We start from the raw sequence: 18,154 nt of genomic DNA, 5'->3' as shown, positions 1-18,154 counted from the left end.
CCTACGATTCGTAGCCTATGTGTATACAGCAGAACAGGGGTATCACATGTGGCGCTAAGGAGGCTGTGTCGGAGTGGCGAGACCGGGGTGCGAAAGCAGTCGCTGAGGCTTGGAGGTTCAGGGTGTGAGGGCTCCTTCGATATCGGTCAGGGGCTCGATAGTGCGGGCAGGATGATCGTGGCGTCGTCGTCGAGTGCAACGATGCCGCGTTCGTCGACGAGGATGACGTCTCCGGCCGGGGAGAGCCCCAATGCTTCGACGGTGCCCGTCGCTGATCCGATTGCCTTCCACTCGCCCTTACCGACTCGCTGCCAGATCTGTCCGTCGGTGCCGACCCCGACGACTGTGTCTCCGGCAGCTTCGAGCAGGTACTGCAGCGGCGCATCTCCGAGTGGCGTGAACGATGCCCCGCCGTCGGTGCTGGTGCGCACGCCCTCAGGGGTGGCCGCGTAGATCGTGCCATCTGTGGTTACAGCGAGATCAACGGCGTCGAGCTCGGTGCGGGACTCCCAAGTGGTCCCCAGGTCGTTGCTGACTCGCAGCGCGGGGCTGGTTGATCCGATGCCGTAGAGCTGACCGTCCGGGCTGGCAGTGAGGACGTGGAAGTCCTCATCGTTGGTGAAGGCGACCGGGTGCCACTTCTTCCCGGTGTCGTCGCTGCGGATAATGCCGAGATTCGGGGAGCCCAGCTCCGTCGGGGTTTCAAGGCCTGGGTGCCCGGAAGCGATCAGCGCGCCTTGGGTGTCGGTGAGTCCCATTAGATCGAAGTCGTAGTCGCCGAGTGGGCCGTCCACTGCACCGTCCTCGTCCACGCGGTAGAGGCCGGTATGGGTGCCGACGAGGAGGGTTCCCCCGGCTTCTGGGATCACGGCATGAATATGGCCGAAGGTTGGCGGTGGCGAGGATGCTGGCGCAGCGGGAGCGACAGCGGCGCAGCCGGTCAGCACGATGGCGAGGGCAGCCGTCGCCGCGGTGACGAGCAGCCGCCCGCGCAGGCGGGGCGTGCTGGAGAGGAGAGATGCGGGCATTGGATCATCTTTCTGTGGGACGCGGGCGGGCGGCCCGGTCAACGGAGAGGATGCAGGGGGCACTGGGGAGCGGTGCGAGCTGCGAGGATGCGGGCGGGGTCCCCGCTCCTGCGTGGGCGGGGACCCGGGTCAAGGCCGGAATCAGAGGCTGTTCAGGAGCTCCTGCATCGTGGTGATCTCTGCGCTCTGGTCGTCGATGACCTGCTGCGCAAGCTCGAGCACGTCCGGGTTCTTGCCGCCATCGAGGGCGGACTGGGCCATCTCGATCGCGCCGGTGTGGTGCTCGATCATGCCTTCGAGGAACAGGCGCGTCGCCTCGGTTCCGGTGGCTGATTCGAAGGCGGTCATACTGTCTTCCGACATCATGCCGCCGCCGTGATCCATGCCGCCCGTCGACGAATCATCGGCGGAGACGCCCCAATTGTCGAGCCAGGCCTGCATAGTCTTGATCTCGGGCCCCTGGGCGTCCTTGATCTGCTGCGCGAGGGCAACCACCCGTTCGTCGATGCCGTCCTTGGCGAGCAGCATGTCGGCCATCTCGATCGCCTGCTCGTGGTGCGGGATCATCATCGTCACGAACATCTGGTCGGCTGCATTGAACTGCGCTGCGGACTCAGTCGGCGTCTTAGAAGCGGTGGATCCGTGATCCATGCCGGCCATCCCGTCCGACGTTCCGCTCGGGGAGCAGCCGGCCAGCAGGAGGGCGGTGGACAGCGCGGCCGAAGCCAGCGCAAGCGTGCGAATACGCATCAGTATGCGTCCTTTCATTCAGTCAACAAAGTCAGAGAATCGCGCCCCGGGCAGGGCGCAGCCGTGCTCCAGCCGAGGCCGGAGCGGGCGCGAATCAGGTGCGACTGATCGACAGAACGAGAAGAGACGGCGGCCGTGGTCGCGGCAACACAGTGCCCGCAAGTGGCAGGGAGCGGATCGCGAGGACGAGGGAGCGCCAGGAGTGCTCCAGCACGAGCGGAATGAGTAGCAGCACGACGCCCGCCAACAGAGCGAGTACACACCCCACCATCAGAGCGGCATGACCAGGCGCCGGATCTTCACACGAGTTGGGACACTGCGCATCTCCCGGTGCCACATCCGGTGCGGCCATTGTGCCGGATGCGTGCGCCCCCGCTAACGTGCCCAAGCTGCCGCCCATGCCGACATCCGCGGCTTCGTGATCGCTCGTGATAAGCGCGACGGGGGATCTCGTGTCGTGGCCGCCGTGTCCGGCCGAGCTGCTCAGGACATGCATACCGAAGATTCCTGCCAGCACCAGAGCGAGCAGACTGAAGGAAACTAGGCGTCGGCGAGGCGAGTCTCTGTGCGGCGTTCCACCACAGGTCAGCATCGCCGCCTCCTCTCCTTTGCCGCGCACCGCACCCGCAGATCGCTGGAGCGTCCTAGTTCTACGCTAGGGCATTCCGGGAGACACAGGCTGGGAGCCGCGACCCCCAGGAGGATCGCAGGGCATGCCTGTGAGGGGCAGCTGGCGACGGCTCAGGCGAGCATGATACGGTAACAAAACCATAACGAAAGGGGCTGGTGTGCGAGATGCGGTGAACCGTGCGACCACGCGCCCCTTTATCCAGAGCGCCGGCACGGTCTTCGCGATCGTGCTGATGCTCATCTTTGGCCTGGTGGCGATGCACTCCCTGTCCGGCAACGCTACAGCGCGCGACGCGCTCGTGCCCGCGGGCACAGCTACCGCCAGCGACACAGTACGCGCGGCCGACGCGCTAACCTTAGACGGCTCAGTGAGCGGAGCGTCCGCTGGCTGTGACGCGAGCTGCGCGCACGGCACAGTTCCTGATCACGGGCACCTGAGCATGCTCATGCTGTGCATGCTGGCCCTGTTGACCGGAGTGCTCTTCCTGCTCAGGCCCGCCCTGTTCCGTCTCTCCCGCGCCGCCGCACAGTCCGCCGGCTGGCTGAACCGCGCACTTCCCGCGCCTCCGGCGGCCCGTCCGCCGTCGTTGTTCGCACTGTCGATCAGCCGCACTTGAACTAGGATCTCGGCACGAGCCTGCCCGCGCACCCCGGCACTGAGCCGCGACGAGCGGTGCGGCTGATCGACTGACGCCCGGCCTTCTCCGGGATCAACCGGGCCGGACGCCGACCCTGGCCGAGGGCCTGCACGCAGCGTGTGCCTGGCGCGCGTCGCTGCCCGGCCGTCGTCCTCCAAGCGTCTCGCTAAGGCGCGCAGTTCGATCACGCCCACCCCGCCGGTGCGTGTGCCTGTCGCTCATGCGCCCGAGTGACTGCGGCTTCCCTGTCGCAGCTTCGAACCCTTCGCTTCCCTGGCCACCGACTCACGGAACAGTTATGCATACCCGTCGAAACCCATTCAAGAACCCCGTCGTCTTCATTCCCAGCACCCTCGCCCTGAGTATCGCGGTCGCGATCGGCAACTACTACGTCATCGGAGGGCTCTTCGCGTGAACGGCCAGCAGATCTATCTCACCCCTATGCCGTCGTTCGACTTCCTCACTGACGGCACTGGCGGCGGCACCCCACCCCAACAGCGGGCACGGCGCAGCCTCATGGCCACCGCGACGGCGGTGCTGAGCGTGGCTGGCATGATGAGCCCCGTCGCCTTCCCCGCCCCGTTCGCCCCAGTGTCCGCGGCGGCCGCCGCCGAGCTCCCCGCGCAGCAGCTCGTCGGCGCGCCCGCCGCAATCGGCGCCGAGACGTTCAATGCGATCGGTGCGGTCGAAGTTCAGGCCGCCCCCGTCGCACCGCGACGCGTGAACACCGAGCAGGGCCTCGTCGATCCGGATCAGCTGACGGATACGAAGCTGCGCTACCCCTTCGATCAGACCATGCCCCTCACCGACGGTTTCGGATATCGCACTGCTCCCGTGGCGCAGTTCCACGATGCCCAGGACATCGCTGCCGCCAACGGCACCCCGATTCGTATTATCGGCGACGGGGTAGTCGTGGAAGCGGGCTGGGCGAGCGACGGCTGCGGGTTCTCGCTCAAGGTGCAGCATCTCGTCGACGGGCAAGACCTCACCAGTCGCTACTGCCACATGGAGGGCGAGTCCCATGCCTATCAGGTCGGCGATCGGGTGAGTATCGGCGATGAGGCGGGGCGCGTGGGCAACACCGGTATGTCTTTCGGTGCGCATTTGCATCTCGCGCTGCGCTTGAACGGTGAGCCGATCGACCCGCTCCCCTTCATCGAAGCGAACGCGCAATGACCCCCGCACCGCACAAACCATCCTCGACCACGGGAAGACCACTGATGACCGGCTCTTTGAATCGCCGCCAGTTCCTCGCCGCCGGCACGCTGACGCTTGCCGCGATGGGCTTGGCCGCCTGCACCCCGAGGCAGAGCTCTGCGTTCCTCTCGCCCACGGCGGACGCGGTCGATGCGGCCGAGGCGAGCCGACTGACCACGGGTCAGACAGTCACACGCACGCTCTCTGCTGAGCCGGTCACCCTGGATCTCGGCGGGAAGACCGTCAAGACCTGGGGATACCGGGGTGTGACGGCTGCGGAGCCGATCCGCGGCAACGTCGGCGATCTGCTCCGTGTCACCCTCACCAATGACCTCCCCGATCCGACGACCGTGCATTGGCACGGCCTCGCTCTGCGCAACGACATGGACGGGGTGCCGGGTCTCACGCAGCCTGCCATCGCGGCCGGCGACACGTTCACCTATGAGTTCGCGTTGCCGCACGCGGGCACCTACTGGTTCCACCCCCATGTCGGCACGCAGCTCGACCGGGGTCTATACGCGCCGCTCATCATCGACGACCCCCGGGAGCGGGGCGACTACGACCGGGAATGGGTGATCGTGCTCGACGACTGGCTCGACGGCATCAACGCCACCCCCGACGACGTATTCGCTGAGCTCAGCCGCGGCATGGGCGGGATGGGCGGAATGGATCATGGCGGCATGCCGATGCGGATGGGCAATACCCTCATGGGTGCTACCTCCGACCTCCTCGGCGGCGATGCGGGCGACGTCTACTATCCGCTCTACCTCATCAATGGACGCCCCCAGCTCGATCCTGAAACCTTTACTGCGAAACCCGGGGAACGGATCCGGCTCAGGATCATCAATGCCGGTGGCGACACAGCCTTCCGCTTCGGGGTCACCGGGCATCAGCTTACGATCACCCACACCGACGGGTACCCAGTCGCGCCGCACGAGGCGGAGAGCATCGTGATTGGGATGGGGGAACGCTACGACGCGATCCTCACCGCCGGCGACGGCATGTTCGCCGTCGTCGCCGAGGCGCTCGGCAAAGTCGACCAGGCCCTCGCGATCCTCTCCACAGGGGCCGGCTCCCCGCCCCCGGCAGGCACCACCCTCTCGCAGGCCCGCACCCCCACGATCGCGGCCGACCTGACGGCCGCGGAGGAGGTGGCGCTGGCCCCCAAGCGCGCGGATCGCACGATCGCCCTGGAACTCACGGGCACCATGGAGAAATACGACTGGGCGATCAACGGCACCCGCCTGGACATGGACGACCCCCTCCGCGACGCCCTCGCGATCAGTGAAGGGGAGCGGGTCGCGCTCACCATCACGAACTCGACCACGATGTGGCATCCCATGCATCTGCACGGGCACACCTACCAGCACCCCGATGGCGGCCCTCGCAAGGACACCTCGATCGTGCTTCCCGGCCAGAGCTTCCGCCTCGAGTTCGACGCCGACAATCCTGGCCGGTGGCTCACCCACTGCCACAACCTCTACCACGGCGAAGCCGGGATGATGGCGACTATCGCCTACCAGCAGTAGCCCATCCACAGCGTGAAAGCACACAACCTCATGAAATCTCAGCAGCCAGCCGGCGTCCCCGGCCCCGATTCCGCCTACCGCCGACACCGCCGCTTCGTGCGCCTAGGTCAACTGCTCCTGGCGCTCGGTGCGGTGATCCTCATCGTGCATTGGCTCGCGCACCTCGAAACCTTCGGCCCCGCCCAGCCCGAGGGCTGGGTCGACCTCGTCGCCGGCTACCCGATGGGCGCCCTGTTCCTCCTCGGCGGTGGCGTCCTCGCCGGACGCAAAGCCCCTTGACCTCGCCCCTGCAATACGCGGGCGAGGTCATCTCGCCGACGGCGGGGCGGTGAAGGCCGGCAGCAAGATCGCGTCGATGAACCATGGCGCATCGTCAGGGTCGATCCGGCCCGTGCGCACCTCCTCGGCCGCACCGTTGAGAACGACGTGCGTGGTGGTCAGCAGCCAGGACACCGGCAAGTCGGCGCGGAAGGCACCTTCGCGCTGTCCGCGCAGCAGCAGTCCGCGCATGCGCGCCTCAGCCTTCTCGTGCAGCTCGCGAATGCGGGCGGCGGAGAGTTCCTTCTGTGCCGCGGCCAGCAGGGCACGGGATTGGTCGACGAACATCCAGCTGGAGGCAATGAGTCGCTGGAAGGCCGCACGCGGGTCGCCGTCCAGCGGGATCTGACTGAGCACGTCCTCGGCGCGTTCCAGACTGTCTACCAGTGCGGCCTCAATGAGCTCTGCGCGAGTCTGGAAATGCCCATAAAGGGTCATCCGGCCCACTCCCGCCTCAGCAGCGATGTCGGCGACCGACGCGTCGAGGTTCTTGCGGATCGCGGTCACTGTCGCGGCCAGAATCTTTACCCGGTTGCGCTGCGCGTCGGCGCGCTGGTTAGCCGCCCGGCTCACTGTCGCCGGGCCACGTCGAGCGCCGCCGGTCGGCTGGGCGTTCTTCGTCGCCATGCTCTACCTCACAAGTCGTACTGGAATGTATGAGATATTGTATTCGTTGCAACTCGTACACACATATACGACTTGTGCGGGAGGTCGCCCGCCCGGGCGGCGATCCGGCAGAGAGGAGCACACGACCATGACCACGACACGCACACCCCGAGGGGGTGCGACATGAGCGCGCCCGGCACCCCCGCGGCCCCGAAGGCCGGGGCGAGGCAGTGGTGGGGGCTCGCCGTGCTGGTGATCCCCTCGACGCTGCTGTTCATGATGCTGACGATCCTGTTCCTGGCAGCCCCGAACCTCGCCGCGGACCTGAACCCGACGAGCACGCAGCTGCTGTGGATTCTCGACATCTACGGCTTCGTGATGGCCGGGTTCCTCGTCGCGATGGGCGTGCTCGGCGACCGGGTGGGCAAGCGCCTGCTCATGGTCATCGGCGCGTCCCTGTTCGCTGCCGTCTCCATCGCGGCGTCCCTGACCACGATCCCCGAGCTGATGATCGTCTGGCGCGCCGTCCTCGGACTGGCCGCAGCGATGATGGTGCCCGCAACGATCGGACTGATCTTCGTGATCTTCGCCGACGCGAAACAGCGCGGCGTCTCCATCGGGGTCTGGGCGGGCGGTATCTCCGCCGGCGTCGCCCTCGGCCCACTCCTGTCCGGCCTGCTGCTGGAAGGGTTTGGCTGGCAGGCGACGTTCCTCGTCGCGGTGCCAATCATGGCGCTCGTCGCCATCGGCGCCCCAATCCTCGTGCCCGAGCACCGCGATCCGTCGGCGAAGATCGACCTGTTCAGCGCCCTGCTGCTGGTCGGCGGGCTGCTCGCGATCATCTACAGCATCAAGCGCTTCGCCGCCCAAGAGCCCGTCGGGCCCACACTCGGGCTGCTCGCCGCAGGCGTGCTGATCGGGCTGTGGTTCACGCTCCGGCAGCTGCGCGCCAAGCAGCCCCTGCTGGACGTGCGGCTGTTCGCCAATCGCACCGTCTCCGGTGCGCTGGCGGTGTTCCTGCTCTCGGCGGCGGCACTGGGTGGGGTGTACTCGCTGTTCACCCAGTACCTCCAGACGGTGCAAGGCCTCTCGCCCTTGCAGGCGGGCCTGGCGATCCTGCCTGCGGCGGCGGTGCTGATCGTCGTCTCGACCCTCTCGCCGGTCTTCGCACGGAAGTTCCGGCCCGGGAACGTGATCGCGATCGGCCTGCTCACCCAGGTCGTCGGCTACATCCTGTTCACCCAGCTCGACGCCGGCACAGGCCTGGCGCTGGTGATCGCGAGCTTCGTGATCACCTACCCCGGCGTCGCCCCCTCGATGGCACTGACCACCGAGCTCGTGGTGGGCTCGGTGCCCCCGGAGAAGACCGGCGGCGCCTCGGGGCTGGCGACCACGGCGAACGACCTGGGCATCTCGCTCGGTGTCGCCGTCATCGGCAGCGTCGGCCTCGCCGCCTACCGCAACCGGATCGACGGCACCCTGCCCGACGGGCTCTCCCCGGAGGCCGCGGCCGCCGCGTCGGACAGCATCGACGGCGCCCTCGCCGCCGCTGCGGAACTGCCCGGCGCGCTGGGCGAACAGCTGATCGCCGCCGCACAGGCGGCCTTCTCCGGCGGCCTGAACATGGCGGCGATCGTCTCCGCGGTCATCGCCGCGGTGGCCGCGATCATCGCCGCTACCCGCCTGCGTCACATCCGCCCCACCGGGCAAGCGCAGCGCCTCGCTGAGGAAGTTCACACCAGCCAGGAATACCCCTAAGGGGTATTGTGTTGGAGGAGCCATGTCCTAGCGAAAGCCCGAGAAGATTGTCACGAGAATGCGGGAGCGAGTCACCATAATGAGTGGCAGATACATGGCGGATTCAACCGGTGGTCGCAACACCTCGAATACGGAGGTGTGGAATGGCACGTAGACAACAGAACGCGGACCGGGCGGTCCGTCCGAAACTCAGGTCGCCGGGGCATCCGAAGTATCAGCGACCGGTCGAGGCTGGGTTCTGGAAGCTCATCGCGCAGGGGCTCCTCGCTGAGGAAGCTGCCGAACAGATCGGGGTTGCGCCTGCGGTGACGGCACGGTGGTTCCGGAATGCTGGGGGTATGTCACCATTCACTCTGAAGGACCAACCCTCGGGCCGGTATTTGTCGTTCGTGGAGCGTGAAGAGATCGCGTTGCTTCGTGTGCAAGGTAAAGGGGTGCGCGAGATCGCGCACGTCATTGGTCGCGATCCTGGCACGATATCTCGCGAGTTACGAAGGAATGCAGCGACACGCAGCACGAACCGGGGGTATCGGGCGTCGGTTGCACAATGGAAAGCCGACATGGCCGCGAAGCGTCCGAAAGTCGCGAAGCTCGTGGCGAACCCCAAGCTTCGGGAGTATGTGCAGCAACGGTTGAGCGGGGAGATCACCCACCCAGATGGGACGGCAATTGCCGGACCTGTCTCTCCGCGGTTCACGGGACGGAACAAACCGCATCGCAAGGATCGGGCGTGGGTGTGGGCGTGGAGCCCGGAGCAGATCGCGAACCGGCTCCGGGTTGATTTCCCCGATGATGAGAGTATGCGAATTAGTCACGAAGCGATCTACCAGTCGCTATATATTGAGGGGCGTGGCGCGCTGAAGCGTGAGCTGGTGTGGTGTTTGCGGACGGGGAGAGCGTTGCGGGCGCCCAGGGAGCGGTCGCGTCGGAAGACGTGGGCGCATGTCACCCCGGAAACGCTGATCAGTGAGCGCCCCGCAGAGGTGGCTGATCGGGCGGTTCCTGGCCATTGGGAAGGTGATTTGCTTATCGGCCTGGAGCGTTCGGCGATTGGCACTGTGGTCGAGCGGACGACGAGATACACCAAGCTGGTGCACCTGCCGCGCGAAGAAGGTTACCGGCATAAGCAGACCCCGAAGAATGGGCCAGCGCTTGGCGGGTACGGGGCCATCACGATGAAGAATGCTCTTGCGAACACCATGTCGATGCTGCCGACTGAGCTGGTGAGGTCGCTTACCTGGGATCGTGGGAAAGAGATGTCTGCGCATGCCCAATTCAGGGTGGAGACTGGGATCCCGGTGTTCTTCGCTGACCCGCAATCGCCTTGGCAGCGCGGCACGAACGAGAACACGAACGGGCTGCTACGTCAGTATTTTCCGAAGGGGACGGATCTTTCCAGGTGGGGTGCTGAGGATCTCGAGGCGGTCGCTCATGCGTTGAACAGCAGACCACGGAAATCTCTTGGATGGAAGACACCGGCAGAAGCGTTTAATGAGCAGTTATTCTTGGTTCAACAAGCTGGTGTTGCATCGACCGGTTGAATCCGGTCATGCAACTACAAGCCGCCGGGCGCTCACTTGCGATCTGATCCGTATCCGATCGAACCGTAATCAACCAAAGGAAGAGATCTACCTGATGACTGCATACGAGAACCTCAACCTCACCGACACCTCCGCCACGGGTGGCAGCTGCTGCGACCATACGCCCAGTGCGGAGACCATCGCCCAGACGCCGGCCGATGCGATGACCGAGTGCCAGGTCATGGCCGGCACCCCGGTCGTGAAGGCCGACGCTGAGGCCGCCGGACTCTACCGCGACCACAACGGGCAGCGGTACTGGTTCTGCTGCGCGGCCTGCGGGCCCCTGTTCGACGCCGACCCCGACCGCTACGCCTACGCCGCCTGACGGCATCTGGTTCCGCGCTCCCGACGTGCGGACGTGCACGGGAGCGCGGAACCTTCGCCCCGGTCTCGCCTCTGGGCTGGGGTGACGAACGAAGGAGACGAGACCATGAGCAACGATCCCTCGACACGATCGCACGCGCATCCTGAGCACGTGGACGTTCAGCACGCGCACCACGACGAGCCGAACACCCACTCCGGTCACCACTCGCACGACCACCACCAGAGTCACGGCGAGCCTTCCAGCCATCACCACGACGCCCACGCGCACCACGAGGGACACGGCGGACATGATCATGGGCATGCCGGACACGGGGATCACGTCGGGCAATTCCGGCGCTTGTTCTGGATCATGCTCGTGCTCGCCGTGCCGGTGGTGGCCTGCAACGACATGTTCGCCCACCTCGTCGGCTATCAGCTGCCCGAGGCCGCGTGGGTGCCGTGGGTGTCGCCGATCCTGGGCACGGTCGTCTACCTCTGGGGCGGCAGGCCGTTCCTCTCGGGCGGGCTGAGCGAGATCCGCTCCCGCAAGCCGGGCATGATGCTGCTCATCGCACTGGCGATCACCGTCGCATTCCTCGCCTCCTGGGGTGCGAGCCTCGGCATGCTGCACCACGAGCTGAACTTCTGGTGGGAGCTGGCGCTGCTGGTTGTCATCATGCTGCTGGGGCACTGGATCGAGATGCGCTCGCTCGCGCAGACCACCTCCGCCCTCGACTCGCTCGCCGCGCTGCTGCCCGACGAGGCCGAGAAAATCGACGGCAACGACGTAGCAAAGGTCGCTCCTGCTGATCTGGCCGTCGGCGACGTGGTGATCGTGCGCCCGGGTTCCTCGGTACCCGCTGATGGCAGGATCGTCGACGGGGCGGCCTCGATGGACGAGTCGATGGTCACCGGCGAGTCGAAGACGGTGCGCCGGGAGACCGGCGATCAGGTGGTCGCCGGCACCGTCGCCACCGACTCCGGCCTGCGCGTCGAGGTCACCGCCACCGGCGACGACACCGCCCTCGCCGGTATCCAGAAGCTCGTCGCAGACGCTCAGGCGTCCTCGTCCCGGGCGCAGCGGATCGCCGACACCGCGGCGGCGTGGCTGTTCTGGTTCGCCCTGGGCGCGGCGGCAATCACCGCCACTATCTGGTCGCTCGTCGGGCTGCCCGACGCCGCCGTGGTGCGCACGATCACCGTGCTGGTCATCGCCTGCCCGCACGCGCTCGGCCTGGCGATCCCGCTGGTGGTGTCCATCGCGACCGAACGCGCCGCCCGCGGCGGAGTGCTCGTCAAGGATCGCCTCGCGCTGGAGTCTATGCGCACCGTGGATGCGATTCTGTTCGACAAGACCGGCACCCTCACCAAGGGCGAGCCGACGGTGACCGCCATCGATCCCGCCGACACCCGGACCGAGGCCGAGGTGCTGGCCCTGGCCGCCGCCGCGGAGGCCGACAGCGAGCACCCGCTCGCCCGCGCGATCGTCGGCGCCGCGCGCGCCAGGGAGCTCGACGTGCCCGTGGCCTCGGACTTCTCATCCTCCCCGGCGGTCGGCGTCAAGGCGACCGTCGATGGAATCGTCATCGAGGTCGGCGGACCGTACCTGCTCGACCAGCACGGGGCGGACGAACTCCCCGTCGCCGACACCTGGCGCGAAGAGGGCGCGATCATCCTGCACGTGATCGCCGACGGCAAGGTCATCGGCGCCCTGCGGCTGGCCGACGAGATCAGACCCGAGTCGCGCGAGGCCGTCGACGCGCTGCACGCCGCCGGGGTCCAGGTCGTGATGATCACCGGCGACGCGCGGGCCGTCGCCGAGACGGTCGCGCGGGATCTCGGCATCGACCGCGTGTTCGCCGGGGTGCGCCCCGAGGACAAGGCCGCCAAGGTCGCCGAGCTGCAGCACGAAGGTCGCCGGGTCGCCATGGTCGGCGACGGCGTGAACGACGCTCCCGCACTCGCCCAGGCCGACGTCGGCATCGCGATCGGGGCGGGCACCGACGTGGCGATCGGCTCGGCGGGTGTGATCCTGGCCTCCTCCGATCCCCGGTCGGTGCTGTCCGTCATCGAGCTCTCCCGCGCGGCGTACCGGAAGATGAAGCAGAACCTGTGGTGGGCGGCCGGCTACAACCTCGTCTCCGTGCCGCTGGCCGCGGGCGTCCTCGCGCCGATCGGCTTCGTACTGCCGATGAGCATCGGGGCGATCCTCATGTCCGTCTCCACCGTCGTCGTCGCCCTCAACGCGCAGTTACTCCGCAGGCTCGACCTCACCCCAGAGGCCAGCACCGCCCGGATCCTGGATCGCTCAGCTTGAGAGCCCGTGAAACTTCCCCATCATGCCTATGCGGTGGCTAGCTACTCTGCAATTTGCACGACTCCTAGCTCGGGCTGCGAAAAGTGCTAACGAAAGTGCTAAGCAGCCTGTAGGTCGGGGTATCGCGGTGGAGTTATCCACAGGTTAGATGCCGTAGATCGTTGATTTCATACAGTAGAATGCTCGCCCGAGATTCGCGGCGCGAGGGGGTCGAGGTCAGTTCAAGTCCCCTCGCGCTAGCGACTGAACCATCGCCTCAAACGGCTCCGCTCTCCCCACAAGCAGGTGCAATCGGGTTGGGGGGGGGGGTGCAGGTGGACCCCCACCCCCCCCCCCCCCCCCCCCCCCCCCCCCACCCCGGTGCCGGGTCAGAAGAGCGTCCGGCAGTCGCGCCTGCTCGGCGAGGAGTGCCGCCGCGTAGGTGCTGGCAGCCGTCGGGCTGGTGGCTGCAGTTCCTGGGGTTGCAGACGTTCGGCGAGCACGCGTTTCACGTCGCTCCATAGATCAGGCCGATCATGCCGGGCGTCGCGTTCGCATTCCTGGCGCAGGTCGTGGAGGAAGCGGGCGCGTCGGTCTGGGGTGGAGAGCTGGGCTTCGTAGAAGCCGTCGAGGTTGTAGTGCGCGATGAACCCGAAGCAGCCGTGAGTGGAAAACCCGCCGTACAGGGATCGGGTGAAGCGCTCACGCGGGAAGTCAGCAGCGATGAACCGCAGCAGCGAGTTCACGAACCGGGCCTTGCGCTCCGGCGTGCCCGACTCCCACCCCGACGCCTCGAACTGGGCTGGCTGGTACCTCGGTGCTCCCGTGCTCATGGCGCGCGTCCCTTCCTCCGTGGAGTCTCGGTCAGGAAGAAGGTGCGCGTAGACAGCTACGGCGCAACGAGCAGATCGGCGCGAGCAGCGTGTGACTTCTGAGGCGAGTGATGCACGCGTCAAACCGCAGATGCAAGACGCGTGGAAGGTCAGGAACGAGACGTACGACGAGCTGATCGCCTGCGCCTCGGCGAGGTCAGGCTGGCGTGCGTCGGCGACGGAACTTGCGAGTGAGAGTTCCGAGCGTTCGAGGTGGGCGCGGGGTGCACCTGAGAGGTGACCATCCGGCAGCACTGGGCGTGCGGGCCGGGAGCACCGATCACCGGGAGCCCCGATGCGAGAAGACCCCGCCCCAAGCGCCGCGCTTCTCCGCGTCGGGTCGTTGTTCTCCGGCTACGGCGGTCTCGACCTCGCCGTCGAACATGCCCTCCACGCGCAGACGGTCTGGTTCTCCGAGATCAGTCCCGTGCAGCGCGTCTTCGCGCACCACTGGCCGGACGCGCCGAACCTCGGCGACATCACCACGATCAACTGGGCGGACGTGCCGCCGGTGGATATCCTCTGCGGCGGGTTCCCCTGTCAGGATGTCTCGACTGTCGGGAAGATGGCCGGCCTCACACCTGGCACCCGCTCCGGGCTCTGGTCGCACATGGCCGACGCGATCGACCGCTTGCGCCCCGAGTACGTCGTGATCGAGAACGTGCGCGGTCTGCTCTCCGCATCCGCCGTTCGTGCAACCCCCGAAGGAGTCTCCGATGCAACCCCTGACCCCGCAACCCTTCGCGATCTGGAACCCGGCCTCTGGGGTGTGGGAGACGAGCCAGCTCGACCTCTCCGGGCGCTCGGCGCCGTACTCGGAGACCTGGCCGACCTCCGGTACGACGCGCGCTGGATCGGCCTACCCGCTTCCCTCATCGGCGCACCGCATCCCCGGTTCCGCGTCTTCGTTCTCGCGCATCGCGCCGATTCTCTTTCGCACGCCGCTCGCCTCGGACGCTTCCCGCGGCGGGGAGAGCGGGAACAATCGCGCTCTCTCATCAGGTCATCGACCTCGCCTTGCACGGGCCGAATGGCTCGACCGAATGTCGGAACGAGTCGGAGAGTCTGTGGTCGCTGATAGATGGCATCTTCACCGCTGGGGACGATACGCCGACGCCATAGCCCGATGGGAGTACATCACAGGGAGTGCGGCTCCGAGCCCGGCACTCCTTCATGAGTCCGGCGGACCGAGACCGGCCCCGGCGTTCCTCGAATGGCTGATGGGACTTGAACGGGGCTGGGTTACGGGCCCGGCTTACGTACTGACCGCGAACCAACAGATAACCGCGCTCGGCAACGGCGTGCTCCCGCTCCAAGCGGCCGCGGCTCTCGAAGCCCTCCTGCGACAATGGGAGTAATTCGACGGAAGGAAGCCAGGTGTCCCGCTCAAGTCCTCTGACGCGCTCATGGGGAGCCCGCTCTCTGATCTGGCCGGGCTCACCATGTGCGCGTCAGCGATGAGTAGCGGGAACGATCGGCTTTCGCTGGCGAATCAGGACCTGGTGGCTACTGGTGGCTACCAGCCACTGCTCGCCCGCACCCGCACCTTTCACCGACCAGTCGGCCCCGAGACCTATGACTGCGTAAAGCTCGCCACCGTGCGCGACGGATCGGCAATCGTTTACAGCGAGTTTGGGGAGAAGCACGCGAAGGTCGGTGACGTGCTGCTGCTCGGCGCGAACGTGCTCTGCGGCGCGCAACCCGAGGGCCACGTCACCGTCACGGTGATCTATCTCGATCTCGATTTCATCCTGGATCAGTTCTTCTGGCAGTACATCGATATCGTCAAGGATCGCTTCGCGTCGCAGAGTGTCGCGGACACGATCTACACCGAGCCCGCACAGTTGATGGGGCTTGGTGAGGATCGGATCGGGATGCTGATGCCGTGGCTTGATGAGTTGGTCGCGCTCAGCGTCGACGGGCAGTACCGGGAACGATTCCACCGGATGCAGGCGCTCTGGCACGCGGTGATCGACCAGGTGTCCCCGTTCATCCACGTCTCGCCGACTCGCACTCTTCCGGCTCAGCGGGCGCGCACGCGCCCGTCGGTCCCGCGTGGGCGGCGGTTCGCACCGCTGCGGGCCGAGGCCCGTGCTGTGCGAGAGCTCCTGGCCTCTGATGTGCGCCGTGCATGGTTGCTCTCGGAACTATCAGGAGCGGTACACCTTTCCGAAAAGCAACTCGTCCGAGTGTTCACGAACGCTTACGGGAAGACGCCGCTGGCATATCTCACGATGCTCCGTGTTGAGGAGATGGCGCGGCTCCTTCGTGAGTCTGGAGTGTCGATTGCCGAGGCCGGCAACCTGGTTGGGTGGGTGAGTCGGAATCGTGCTGCGACGGCTTTTCGGGAATGCACTGGTCTCACTCCGGGCCGGTACCGGGCGATGCAAGAAAAATCGTTGTGACCAGCATTTAGACATTCTCTGCGCAGGGAATGGACGCAGTTCGCCCGACCGCGGGAACGAATCTCTCATGGGCTGCTATCGGTAGTCCTACGTCAGGTGCCGTTGGGTCCTGACGGCCAACCTACCTCTTACTGTTCGCTGACCGTCTCGACCCGCCGCCGGCATCCCCGGCGTACCTCGCTTGCACGGGCACCCCGTTCTCGGGCCGCCCCGATGACGAGAGGAGGCGGTCATGGCTGCGAGGAGAACCCCCGAAGAGGCGCGCGCCGCGCGGGAGGCGAAGCTCGACGAGGTGCGCGAGCAGCTGAACGCGCAGGTCGAGAAGCTGGTCACCGGTGAAGACTGGAAGCAGGCGCTGACGTTTGCGGCGAAGTTCCGGTCCCGCAGCGTGAACAACTCGTGGCTGATCTTCGCCCAGCATCAGGCCGCCTGGGAAGCCGGCCGGGTGCCCGAGCCGATGCCGACGTACGTGGCCGGGTTCCGGCAGTGGGAGCAGCTCGGCCGCCAGGTTCAGAAGGGGCAGAAGGGGTACGCGATTCTCGCGCCGGTGACCGGGAAGTTCGCGTCGAAGACTCCTGCTGGTCCGATGTCGTGGCGCAAGCTCGCCCCGAAAGAGCAGCCGAAGCCGGGCGAGGTCGTCAGGTCGCGGATGATCGGCGCGAAAGTCGCCTACGTCTTCGACATCTCTCAAACCAGCGGCCCGGATGTGCCGCTCCCGCCTTCGCCGCAGCTTCTCGAAGGCGAGGCCCCGGCGGGGCTTCGTGATGGGCTGATCCGGCAGGTTGCCGAGGCTGGGTTCCAGTTCTTGCCGGTGCCGCACGAGGGCATGATCCACGGCGCGAACGGCAGCACGAACTTCGACACTCGGCAGGTGGCGGTGCGGACGAATATGGACGATGCCGCCCAGGTGAAGACCCTCGTGCACGAGCTCGCGCACGTGAAGATGCACGGCCCCGACCAGGAGGAAGCCCGCCAGCATCGCGGGATCGGCGAAGTCGAAGCCGAGTCCGTCGCGCTCATGGTCGGGGCCGCGCACGGGATGGACACGACCGCCTTCACGATCCCGTATGTGTCGGGGTGGGCGATGGCCGCCGACGGGAAGAACCCGATCCAGGTGGTGCAGGCGACCGCGGAGCGGGTGCGGAAGGTCGCCGTCGAGATCCTGGATCGGCTCGACACCGAACAGCTTGGCGACGGCACCCCGCCGGGCCTCACCCGCGAGGGTCCCGAAGTCTCGGCGGCGAAGCAGGTCGAGCGTAAGCCGTCGGCCCGCTCGTCCGCGCGGAAGCCAGCTGCGGCACGGTCGGCGCGTTCCTCGTCGCTGGTGCGGGGGCTGTGATGGACGTCGAACAGCTCCTCGCGCCGGTCGCCCGCATGAGTCTCGCGGACGCCGCCCGCCACTATGTTTCGCTGGGGGTGCCGGTGTTTCCTTGTGTGCCGGGTGAGAAGCGGCCGCTCGTCGCGCATGGTTTCAAGGATGCCAGCACCGATCCCGCGCAGGTTGAGGCGTGGTGGCGGCGGTGGCCGGATGCGAACATCGGCATCCCGACCGGCCCCATCTCGGGGATCGAGGTTGTCGATGTCGATGTGAAGGGCGACCCGCCGCGCGGTCCCGCCTCTTGGCAGCAGGCCACCGAGGCGGGCCTGCTCGATGGGTGGGCGGTGCAGGTCGTCACCCCGTCGGGCGGGTTGCACGCCTATTATCCGGCAGCCGCCATCGAGCAGCGGTCGTGGGCGTCGGGGGCGGCGCAGCTCGATTTCCGAGGCACCGCTGGTTACATCGTCGCCCCGCCGTCGAGAACGATCATCGACGGCGAGACGGTCGCGTATCAGCTCCTCGACCTCGCCACTGGCGACGTGCATCCCGTCGACGCGGGCGCGCTGCGGGAGTTTCTGGACCCGAGGCCCGTGCGGTCGTCGTGGGAGGCGCGCCCGTTCCGCGGCACTGTGGAGGAGCGGGCGAAGCGGATCGCGGCATGGCTGGAAGGGCAAGGCGAAGGCGAACGGAACCAGGGCCTGTTCTGGGCGTCGTGCCGCCTCGCGGAGAACGGCGCCACATTGGCGGAAGCGTTTCAGGCGCTCGGGCCGGTTGCGGAAGGGATTGGCTTGCCGCCGCGGGAGATCGAGCGCACGATCCGCTCCGCCTACCGCACTCCGAACACCACCCCGGCAGCACCCGCACCTGCCACGGCGCGCCCGGTTGCGCAGCGTGCCCCAGTTGATCGAGGGCGGGTGCTCGCATGA

The 18,154-nt window shown here is 66.9% G+C and carries 16 protein-coding genes; 12 read left to right on the top strand and 4 right to left on the bottom strand.

Annotated features, from left to right (window positions below; translation table 11 throughout):
• Positions 1–146 precede the first annotated feature (146 nt).
• A complete protein-coding gene (locus tag JD276_RS06955) occupies positions 147–1,028 on the bottom strand; it encodes a sialidase family protein (RefSeq protein ID WP_024356140.1) in 882 nt (293 codons plus the stop codon).
• 141 nt (positions 1,029–1,169) lie between these two features.
• Positions 1,170–1,778 (bottom strand): DUF305 domain-containing protein, encoded by a 609-nt coding sequence (locus JD276_RS06950; RefSeq protein ID WP_024356141.1) that lies wholly within the window; start codon positions 1,776–1,778, stop codon positions 1,170–1,172.
• Positions 1,779–2,566: 788 nt separating this feature from the next.
• Between JD276_RS06950 and JD276_RS06945 the strand changes: the two genes are divergently transcribed.
• The 4 genes from JD276_RS06945 (at position 2,567) to JD276_RS06930 (ending at position 6,051) form a co-directional block, all read left to right on the top strand.
• Complete coding sequence (locus JD276_RS06945) at positions 2,567–3,025, top strand: DUF6153 family protein (protein ID WP_152424142.1); 459 nt, start codon at positions 2,567–2,569, stop codon at positions 3,023–3,025.
• A 432-nt stretch (positions 3,026–3,457) separates the two neighbouring features.
• Positions 3,458–4,222 carry a M23 family metallopeptidase gene (locus JD276_RS06940; RefSeq protein WP_238560272.1) on the top strand — a complete coding sequence of 255 codons (765 nt, stop codon included), beginning with the start codon at positions 3,458–3,460 and terminating at the stop codon, positions 4,220–4,222.
• 44 nt (positions 4,223–4,266) lie between these two features.
• Positions 4,267–5,772: a multicopper oxidase family protein gene (locus JD276_RS06935; protein ID WP_017882576.1), complete on the top strand. Its 1,506-nt coding sequence runs from the start codon at positions 4,267–4,269 to the stop codon at positions 5,770–5,772.
• Positions 5,773–5,802: 30 nt separating this feature from the next.
• Entirely contained in the window at positions 5,803–6,051 is a 249-nt protein-coding gene (locus tag JD276_RS06930) for a hypothetical protein (RefSeq protein ID WP_017882575.1), read from the top strand.
• A gap of 27 nt (positions 6,052–6,078) precedes the next feature.
• Here JD276_RS06930 and JD276_RS06925 read toward each other — a convergent pair whose 3' ends face one another.
• Entirely contained in the window at positions 6,079–6,717 is a 639-nt protein-coding gene (locus JD276_RS06925; RefSeq protein WP_024356142.1) for a TetR/AcrR family transcriptional regulator, read from the bottom strand.
• Positions 6,718–6,879: 162 nt separating this feature from the next.
• On the opposite strand from JD276_RS06925, the gene JD276_RS06920 reads away from it, so the two are divergent.
• The 4 genes from JD276_RS06920 (at position 6,880) to JD276_RS06905 (ending at position 12,654) form a co-directional block, all read left to right on the top strand.
• Complete coding sequence (locus tag JD276_RS06920; RefSeq protein ID WP_200114923.1) at positions 6,880–8,454, top strand: MFS transporter; 1,575 nt, start codon at positions 6,880–6,882, stop codon at positions 8,452–8,454.
• Between the two features lie 143 nt (positions 8,455–8,597).
• Complete coding sequence (locus JD276_RS06915; protein WP_200114922.1) at positions 8,598–9,995, top strand: IS30 family transposase; 1,398 nt, start codon at positions 8,598–8,600, stop codon at positions 9,993–9,995.
• Positions 9,996–10,089: 94 nt separating this feature from the next.
• Positions 10,090–10,359, top strand: a complete 270-nt coding sequence (locus JD276_RS06910) for a YHS domain-containing protein (RefSeq protein WP_017883867.1) — start codon at positions 10,090–10,092, stop codon at positions 10,357–10,359.
• 105 nt (positions 10,360–10,464) lie between these two features.
• Positions 10,465–12,654 (top strand): heavy metal translocating P-type ATPase, encoded by a 2,190-nt coding sequence (locus tag JD276_RS06905; protein WP_076623916.1) that lies wholly within the window; start codon positions 10,465–10,467, stop codon positions 12,652–12,654.
• A 368-nt stretch (positions 12,655–13,022) separates the two neighbouring features.
• On the opposite strand, the gene JD276_RS06900 is transcribed toward JD276_RS06905, so the two are convergent.
• Positions 13,023–13,466: a hypothetical protein gene (locus tag JD276_RS06900; RefSeq protein WP_017883869.1), complete on the bottom strand. Its 444-nt coding sequence runs from the start codon at positions 13,464–13,466 to the stop codon at positions 13,023–13,025.
• Positions 13,467–13,800: 334 nt separating this feature from the next.
• Here JD276_RS06900 and JD276_RS06895 point away from each other — a divergent pair, with 334 nt between their 5' ends.
• From JD276_RS06895 to JD276_RS06880, 4 genes are all read left to right on the top strand, one after another.
• Positions 13,801–14,583, top strand: coding sequence for a DNA cytosine methyltransferase (locus JD276_RS06895; RefSeq protein WP_017883870.1), 783 nt, complete (start codon positions 13,801–13,803; stop codon positions 14,581–14,583).
• 379 nt (positions 14,584–14,962) lie between these two features.
• Complete coding sequence (locus JD276_RS06890; RefSeq protein WP_051066184.1) at positions 14,963–15,910, top strand: helix-turn-helix domain-containing protein; 948 nt, start codon at positions 14,963–14,965, stop codon at positions 15,908–15,910.
• A 232-nt stretch (positions 15,911–16,142) separates the two neighbouring features.
• On the top strand, positions 16,143–17,249 hold the full coding sequence (locus JD276_RS06885; protein WP_017883872.1) for an ArdC-like ssDNA-binding domain-containing protein: 1,107 nt from the start codon (positions 16,143–16,145) through the stop codon (positions 17,247–17,249).
• Entirely contained in the window at positions 17,249–18,154 is a 906-nt protein-coding gene (locus JD276_RS06880; RefSeq protein ID WP_029746569.1) for a bifunctional DNA primase/polymerase, read from the top strand. Before JD276_RS06885 ends, JD276_RS06880 begins: the two co-directional genes overlap by 1 nt.

The organism is Leucobacter chromiisoli, from assembly GCF_016522505.1.
Lineage (GTDB): Bacteria > Actinomycetota > Actinomycetes > Actinomycetales > Microbacteriaceae > Leucobacter > Leucobacter chromiisoli.
The sequence above is the reverse complement of the archived record's forward strand: the minus strand, read 5'-3'. Positions and strand labels throughout refer to the sequence as shown.

Bases quoted from the DNA above. Each gene is read 5' to 3' on its own strand.
- JD276_RS06950 (WP_024356141.1), bottom strand. From the start codon at position 1,778: ATGCGTATTCGCACGCTTGCGCTGGCTTCGGCCGCGCTGTCCACCGCC.
- JD276_RS06955 (WP_024356140.1), bottom strand. From the start codon at position 1,028: ATGCCCGCATCTCTCCTCTCCAGCACGCCCCGCCTGCGCGGGCGGCTG.
- JD276_RS06935 (WP_017882576.1), top strand. From the start codon at position 4,267: ATGACCGGCTCTTTGAATCGCCGCCAGTTCCTCGCCGCCGGCACGCTG.
- JD276_RS06915 (WP_200114922.1), top strand. From the start codon at position 8,598: ATGGCACGTAGACAACAGAACGCGGACCGGGCGGTCCGTCCGAAACTC.
- JD276_RS06905 (WP_076623916.1), top strand. From the start codon at position 10,465: ATGAGCAACGATCCCTCGACACGATCGCACGCGCATCCTGAGCACGTG.
- JD276_RS06925 (WP_024356142.1), bottom strand. From the start codon at position 6,717: ATGGCGACGAAGAACGCCCAGCCGACCGGCGGCGCTCGACGTGGCCCG.
- JD276_RS06885 (WP_017883872.1), top strand. From the start codon at position 16,143: ATGGCTGCGAGGAGAACCCCCGAAGAGGCGCGCGCCGCGCGGGAGGCG.
- JD276_RS06895 (WP_017883870.1), top strand. From the start codon at position 13,801: ATGCGAGAAGACCCCGCCCCAAGCGCCGCGCTTCTCCGCGTCGGGTCG.
- JD276_RS06890 (WP_051066184.1), top strand. From the start codon at position 14,963: ATGAGTAGCGGGAACGATCGGCTTTCGCTGGCGAATCAGGACCTGGTG.
- JD276_RS06900 (WP_017883869.1), bottom strand. From the start codon at position 13,466: ATGAGCACGGGAGCACCGAGGTACCAGCCAGCCCAGTTCGAGGCGTCG.
- JD276_RS06880 (WP_029746569.1), top strand. From the start codon at position 17,249: ATGGACGTCGAACAGCTCCTCGCGCCGGTCGCCCGCATGAGTCTCGCG.
- JD276_RS06910 (WP_017883867.1), top strand. From the start codon at position 10,090: ATGACTGCATACGAGAACCTCAACCTCACCGACACCTCCGCCACGGGT.
- JD276_RS06930 (WP_017882575.1), top strand. From the start codon at position 5,803: ATGAAATCTCAGCAGCCAGCCGGCGTCCCCGGCCCCGATTCCGCCTAC.
- JD276_RS06920 (WP_200114923.1), top strand. From the start codon at position 6,880: ATGAGCGCGCCCGGCACCCCCGCGGCCCCGAAGGCCGGGGCGAGGCAG.